Consider the following 4,880-nt stretch of genomic DNA (forward strand, 5'->3'; position numbering starts at 1 on the left):
GTTCCAGGCCCTTCTCCCCTAGAGTTCGTTATCTGCTATACAGTTCCCTGATACAATAGAAAACACAGGGGGGCAGCCTATTGGAACTGCTGGCGAATGGTTTGTCCAGTCAAAAATCGATTCCCTCTCCGGTTTCCGCACTGCTCTACAGCACCTACGCGACTGAAGTTCTCGCCATGCCTTCTGACCCTGAATGGGATCCCCAAGACCCCACCCCAGAAGATGGGATCCCCATTCCTGCTGGCGTCAGCGGGACGGAGTCCTCAGACATCCAGGTGGAGGTGGAGGATTTGGGGGAGCGCCGCTGCCAAGTGCGAGGTCGCGTCCTGATTCCGGTGGAGCGGCAGCAGGTCTGGCAGGTTTTGACCGACTACGACCATCTGGCAGAGTTTATTCCCAACTTGGTGGAAAGTCGCGTCATTGGCCGTGAGAATGGCCGCACACTGGTACGTCAAGTGGGATCCCAAAAGGTTTTATTTGCCCAATTTTCTGCTGCGGTGGTGCTGGCCATCGAGGAGATCTTTCCTCAGCAGCTTCGCTTCCAAAAAACACAAGGGGATTTTCTTATCTTCGAGGGGTTTTGGGATCTGGCCGATTGGTCGGCCCATCAAACCTTGCTCACCTACCACCTGCAGGTCAAGCCTCCCCGCAGAATGCCTGTCGGTCTGGTGGAGCGCCGCATTTGCCAAGATTTGGCCCTGAACTTACAAGCCATTCGGGAGCGCTGCCTGAGTTTGTCGGATCATTCCAAGCCCGTTTGAGGCGCGCCCAATAGGTACCTCGTTCCCCAAGCGCTCCGCGCCGCTGACGCGACCACTCTCAGCCCTTCTGCCAAAGAAGAGGGGGGCTGGGGAACAGCTTTATTGCCATTTGTGGGATTTGATATTCGAGCTGGAATTTGCCAGGTGGATCCCAGAGGCAAAGTGGGCCGGTGGTCCTTCACCTTTCGAGTCTCAAGCAGCGATCGAGGGCTGTCCTTGGGTGTGTGGGTGCGCTATCGGCAGGGTGAAGTGGAAGGCACTGCCCTGATTGATCCCCCCCGATTCTGCCCAGATGCGCCCCCCCATGGCCTCAATGATCAGTCGGCAAATGGCTAGCCCCAAGCCCGTCCCACCCACCGAGCGCCGCAGGGATCCCTCTGCTTGATAAAACCGCTCGAAGATGGCTTGCAACCGGTCTGGCTCAATGCCGCGCCCGGTGTCGGCAACAGTGAACTTCACCATCGCCCCCGTCGATCCACCGGCTGGTGGCTCCACTTCTGCCCGAATACAGATCCGTCCGGTGGAAGGGGTAAATTTGCAGGCATTGTCCAGCAGCTTACGCAACACCTCCACCAGCCACTCCCCATCCGCCCTAACCATTGGCAGCCGTTTGGGCAGCACCTGCTCGATGGTGGGCAAGTCTTCGTGCCGCCGTCGCGCTTTGACATTGCTCAGGGCCAGCTCCACACATTCTTGAGCAGACAACGGCTCGATATGCCAGCGAACGCGACCACTTTCCAGCTTGGAGAGGGTGAGAAAGTCCTGCACCAACTCCCGCAGCCGATCGGCATCTTGCAGGGCTGTGTTCAACATTTCCTGGCGCATCTCCAGGGGCATGTCGGGGTCGCTAGCCAAAGACTCCAAACACACCTGAATGGTGGACAGCGGGGTGCGCAGCTCGTGTCCGGTCACGGCAATCAGCTCTGATTTGGCCTGATCCAGAGCTGCCAACTGGCGATTGAGCTCTTCTAGGTGCTGATAGGCTTCTGCCTGCAAAAGGGCTACCCCCACTTGGTTGGCAATGGCTTCTGCCAACTCCAGAGTGGCCGGCTGCCAGCGGTGAGGGTGTTCGTGGTGTAGCTCCAATAGGCCCAGCAACCGCCCTTGATAGAGAATCGGCATGGCCACCCAAGCCCGAATTTGGGCCGGCTGCCACAGCTCCGGCACTCGCTGCAGGCGGGGATCCTTTTGGGTATCCTCGCAGCACACCGCTTGTGCCGAGGCTACTGCCTCCCGCAAAAAAGGGTTGCTGGGAAGAGGCCACAGGGATCCCTTAAGGCTGCCCATCGTTAGGGTGCGGTACTCCTGCTCAATCTGAACAGCAGGGGCCTGGCCATCGTAACGGTAGATCAAACATCGCCCCACCTCTGCCACCTGCCCCAGCTCCTGCACAGCAATTGCCAAAATCTCGCCGGGATCCAAAGACTGGCGAATGGCACTGCTGATGCGGTTGATCAGATGCTCTTTGCGCTCTTGCGCCCGAATGGTGCGGTAGGCCCGCTGCAGCTTGTATTGCCCTGCCTGGAGATAGGTGATCAGCCGCTCGGTAAAGGGGCCTGGATTCAGTTGGCTGGCGGAGTTTTGCGGGGATCCCTTGAGGTACTGGCGAAGGGGCTCAAGGCGAGGTTCCAGATCCGGTCGGTAACTGAGGATCTTGGGCAACAGGGCCAAAGCCGCTTGGACTGTAATCTGACGATCAAATGACCAGATCCCATCAAATTGGCGAGCTGCATCCATATCGCTGCTTTGCCAAGGACGCTCCCGCTGCATCTGCAAGCGTTCTCGACACACGAGGCAGGTGGCATAGTGGGCATCGATGACGATCAAGTGCCACTCCTGCACCAAGGGATCCTCTGGATCCAAGGGAATGGTGTGGTAGGGCAGGTCTGTCTGAGCAAAATCCTTTTCTGGGGTCGCCAACACAAACACGTCTTGGGCCATTGCGCTGATGCGCTGGTAGCGCCGTGCCTCCTGGCGGTAGTAGCGCTCCTTTTGAAAGTTAGCGAATACCCACGGGGATCCCTGCCCTTGCAGCACCTGATCCTCAATGGCGTGGCTGAGGGCAACCAAAGAGGATTTGAAATACAGTTGTGGGCGCAGGTGCGGCAAAGCCTGCAGCAGATCGCTCAATAGGGAGGTACGACTCTGGCGAAGGTAAGATCTAGAGCGGGTGGAAGCCATAACCCTACTGGCAAGCACAGATCACAGGCAGTACAGGGACACTTAACCCCAGAGAAGGAGGCTCGCAGTCTAGGTTTAGTCTAACGGTTGGGATCCCGCGGCGGAGGGAGCTTCATAAGGCGCAAGATCCAGCTAGCCCAAACTAAGAGATATAAAAACTAAGAGATATAAAGTTTACGAAGTTATATGTAAGTCAGCCAAATGTCGGGATCCCGGTACAGCCAAGAGGACGTGCAGCAGATCCTCCAGCGGGCCATTGCCCGCCAGCCACGCCTGGGCGAGTTCACCCGCTCCCAACTGCAGGAGATGGCTGCCGAACTGGGGATCTCCCCCCAAGAGCTGGACTTGGCCGAGCAGGAATGGAAGGCCTGGCAAGAGCTGAACAGCCAACACCGAGAATTCCAGCGCTACCGCCGTCGGCAGTTTTACCAACTGCTGGGCCGCTATGGAATTGTCAACAGCTTTTTGCTGGGCTTAGACTGGCTCTCCGGTGGAGGGCTATCTTGGTCGCTGTTTATACTCATGGGGTGGGGCTTGACCGTTGCCCTCAAGGGCTGGAACGCCTACCAAACGGAGGGTGAACGCTACGAGAAAGAGTTTCGCCAATGGCAAAGGAAACGCCAGAAAGATCTCCAGAGCAAGTAAGCCCAGCCTACCGGAGAAGTCTGTCCCGCTGATGGAGATGGATTTTTCTCCAAACTCTGAGTGGGAAGGGGCACCGCCGAGAGATGCTACCATAGATATTCAGCATCGCTGAATGCCCGTGCGGGCGTAGTTTAATGGTAAAACCGCAGTCTTCCAAACTGCTGTTGTCGGTTCGATTCCGTCCGCCCGCTTCCTCCCACAAAATCCTAAGGGATCCCTTAAAGTGCCCTTCAGATTCTTCTTCACAGGTTGGGGCCGACTGTGGTGGTGCGGCGGATCGGTTGACCTTTCAGGGTATTGCCTTCTACTGTTTTCACCCAGCCTTGCCCTGGTACAAGTCGGTACTGCACATCGGTATCAGAGCCACCGAGCAGATCCCCTTGGGCATTGAAGACGCGAGTTTCCCGCTGCCAGTGTCCTGGCCCGGTCGGTGTGCTGCTCGACTCGGTGGTGTAGGTTTGGCCGCGAGCATTGTTGAATTGGCCGCTGCGCTGCCAGCCTTGCCCCGCTTGGCCCTCGATAAGGCTCGAGCTGCTGCCCACCGTCTTGCCCTCGGCGTTTTGCAGGGTGGTACTGCCCTGCCGTTGCCAACCCTCATGTGTGTGAGTAGTGGTGTGCTGATGGTTCAGGTTCCAGGTCTGACCTTGTTGGGTAGTGACTTGGCCGGAATAGTCTCCTTCCACCCCCTGACCGGGAATGAATTGCCGGGATCCCTGGCCGGAATAGGTGCCACTACCCGATCTGCCACTTGGCCCGGTGCGAGTGTAGGTGCCGGAGTGAGTGAAGGTGCGCTCACCGCTCGGGGTCAGGGATCCAGCCGTTGGCGTGGTGGCTGTGCGAGTGCGTTGACGGGGGCGAGCCTGCGCAAAGGGAGCAAGCGCCATCAGGAGGGCAGTAACCAATAACAGGCAAAAGCTTGCGGTTTTCATTTTCATTCTCATTTTTCGAGACCCCTTGAGAAATTGCCAATCATGACCCAGGCTAGGTGCTCACCTCATCTGACTCTGACTTCGGCCTGAGGGTTCACCTCCCGAGGGGATCCCAGCCAGACATAACCTGCTCTTAATGTCGGTGCTGTAATCTCAGAGGTGCCTTTAGCGAATGCGACTGCATTTTTCTATGAATACCCGTCGTACTTTCCTGGCTGTTGCGGCTGGCCTGGTGGCTGCGTCTGCTGCTGCTCTTCTGGCTGCCGACAGCTTTGCTCAGTCTCCTGCCGAAGTCAAAGTTTGGATTGCCTTTACCGACAACCGCCTGGATTGGGCCCGCGAAAAAGCGGCAGAGTTCAACAAG

General features: G+C 57.5%; 4 protein-coding genes and 1 tRNA gene. 3 read left to right on the forward strand and 2 right to left on the reverse strand.

Annotation, left to right across the window (positions count from 1 at the left end):
* Positions 1–176: 176 nt before the first annotated feature.
* A complete protein-coding gene (locus NW837_RS05825) occupies positions 177–761 on the forward strand; it encodes an SRPBCC family protein (protein ID WP_414329799.1) in 585 nt (194 codons plus the stop codon).
* 192 nt (positions 762–953) lie between these two features.
* Here NW837_RS05825 and NW837_RS05830 read toward each other — a convergent pair whose 3' ends face one another.
* A complete protein-coding gene (locus tag NW837_RS05830) occupies positions 954–2,891 on the reverse strand; it encodes a DICT sensory domain-containing protein (protein ID WP_414329800.1) in 1,938 nt (645 codons plus the stop codon).
* A gap of 252 nt (positions 2,892–3,143) precedes the next feature.
* On the opposite strand from NW837_RS05830, the gene NW837_RS05835 reads away from it, so the two are divergent.
* Positions 3,144–3,587, forward strand: a complete 444-nt coding sequence (locus NW837_RS05835; protein WP_011434035.1) for a 2TM domain-containing protein — start codon at positions 3,144–3,146, stop codon at positions 3,585–3,587.
* A gap of 120 nt (positions 3,588–3,707) precedes the next feature.
* Positions 3,708–3,778, forward strand: a tRNA-Gly gene (locus tag NW837_RS05840).
* 51 nt (positions 3,779–3,829) lie between these two features.
* On the opposite strand, the gene NW837_RS05845 is transcribed toward NW837_RS05840, so the two are convergent.
* Complete coding sequence (locus NW837_RS05845; RefSeq protein ID WP_414329802.1) at positions 3,830–4,471, reverse strand: hypothetical protein; 642 nt, start codon at positions 4,469–4,471, stop codon at positions 3,830–3,832.
* Between the last annotated feature and the right edge of the window lie 409 nt (positions 4,472–4,880).

The sequence above is a fragment of the Synechococcus sp. R6-10 genome (assembly GCF_047461815.1).
Classification (GTDB): Bacteria; Cyanobacteriota; Cyanobacteriia; order Thermostichales; family Thermostichaceae; genus Thermostichus.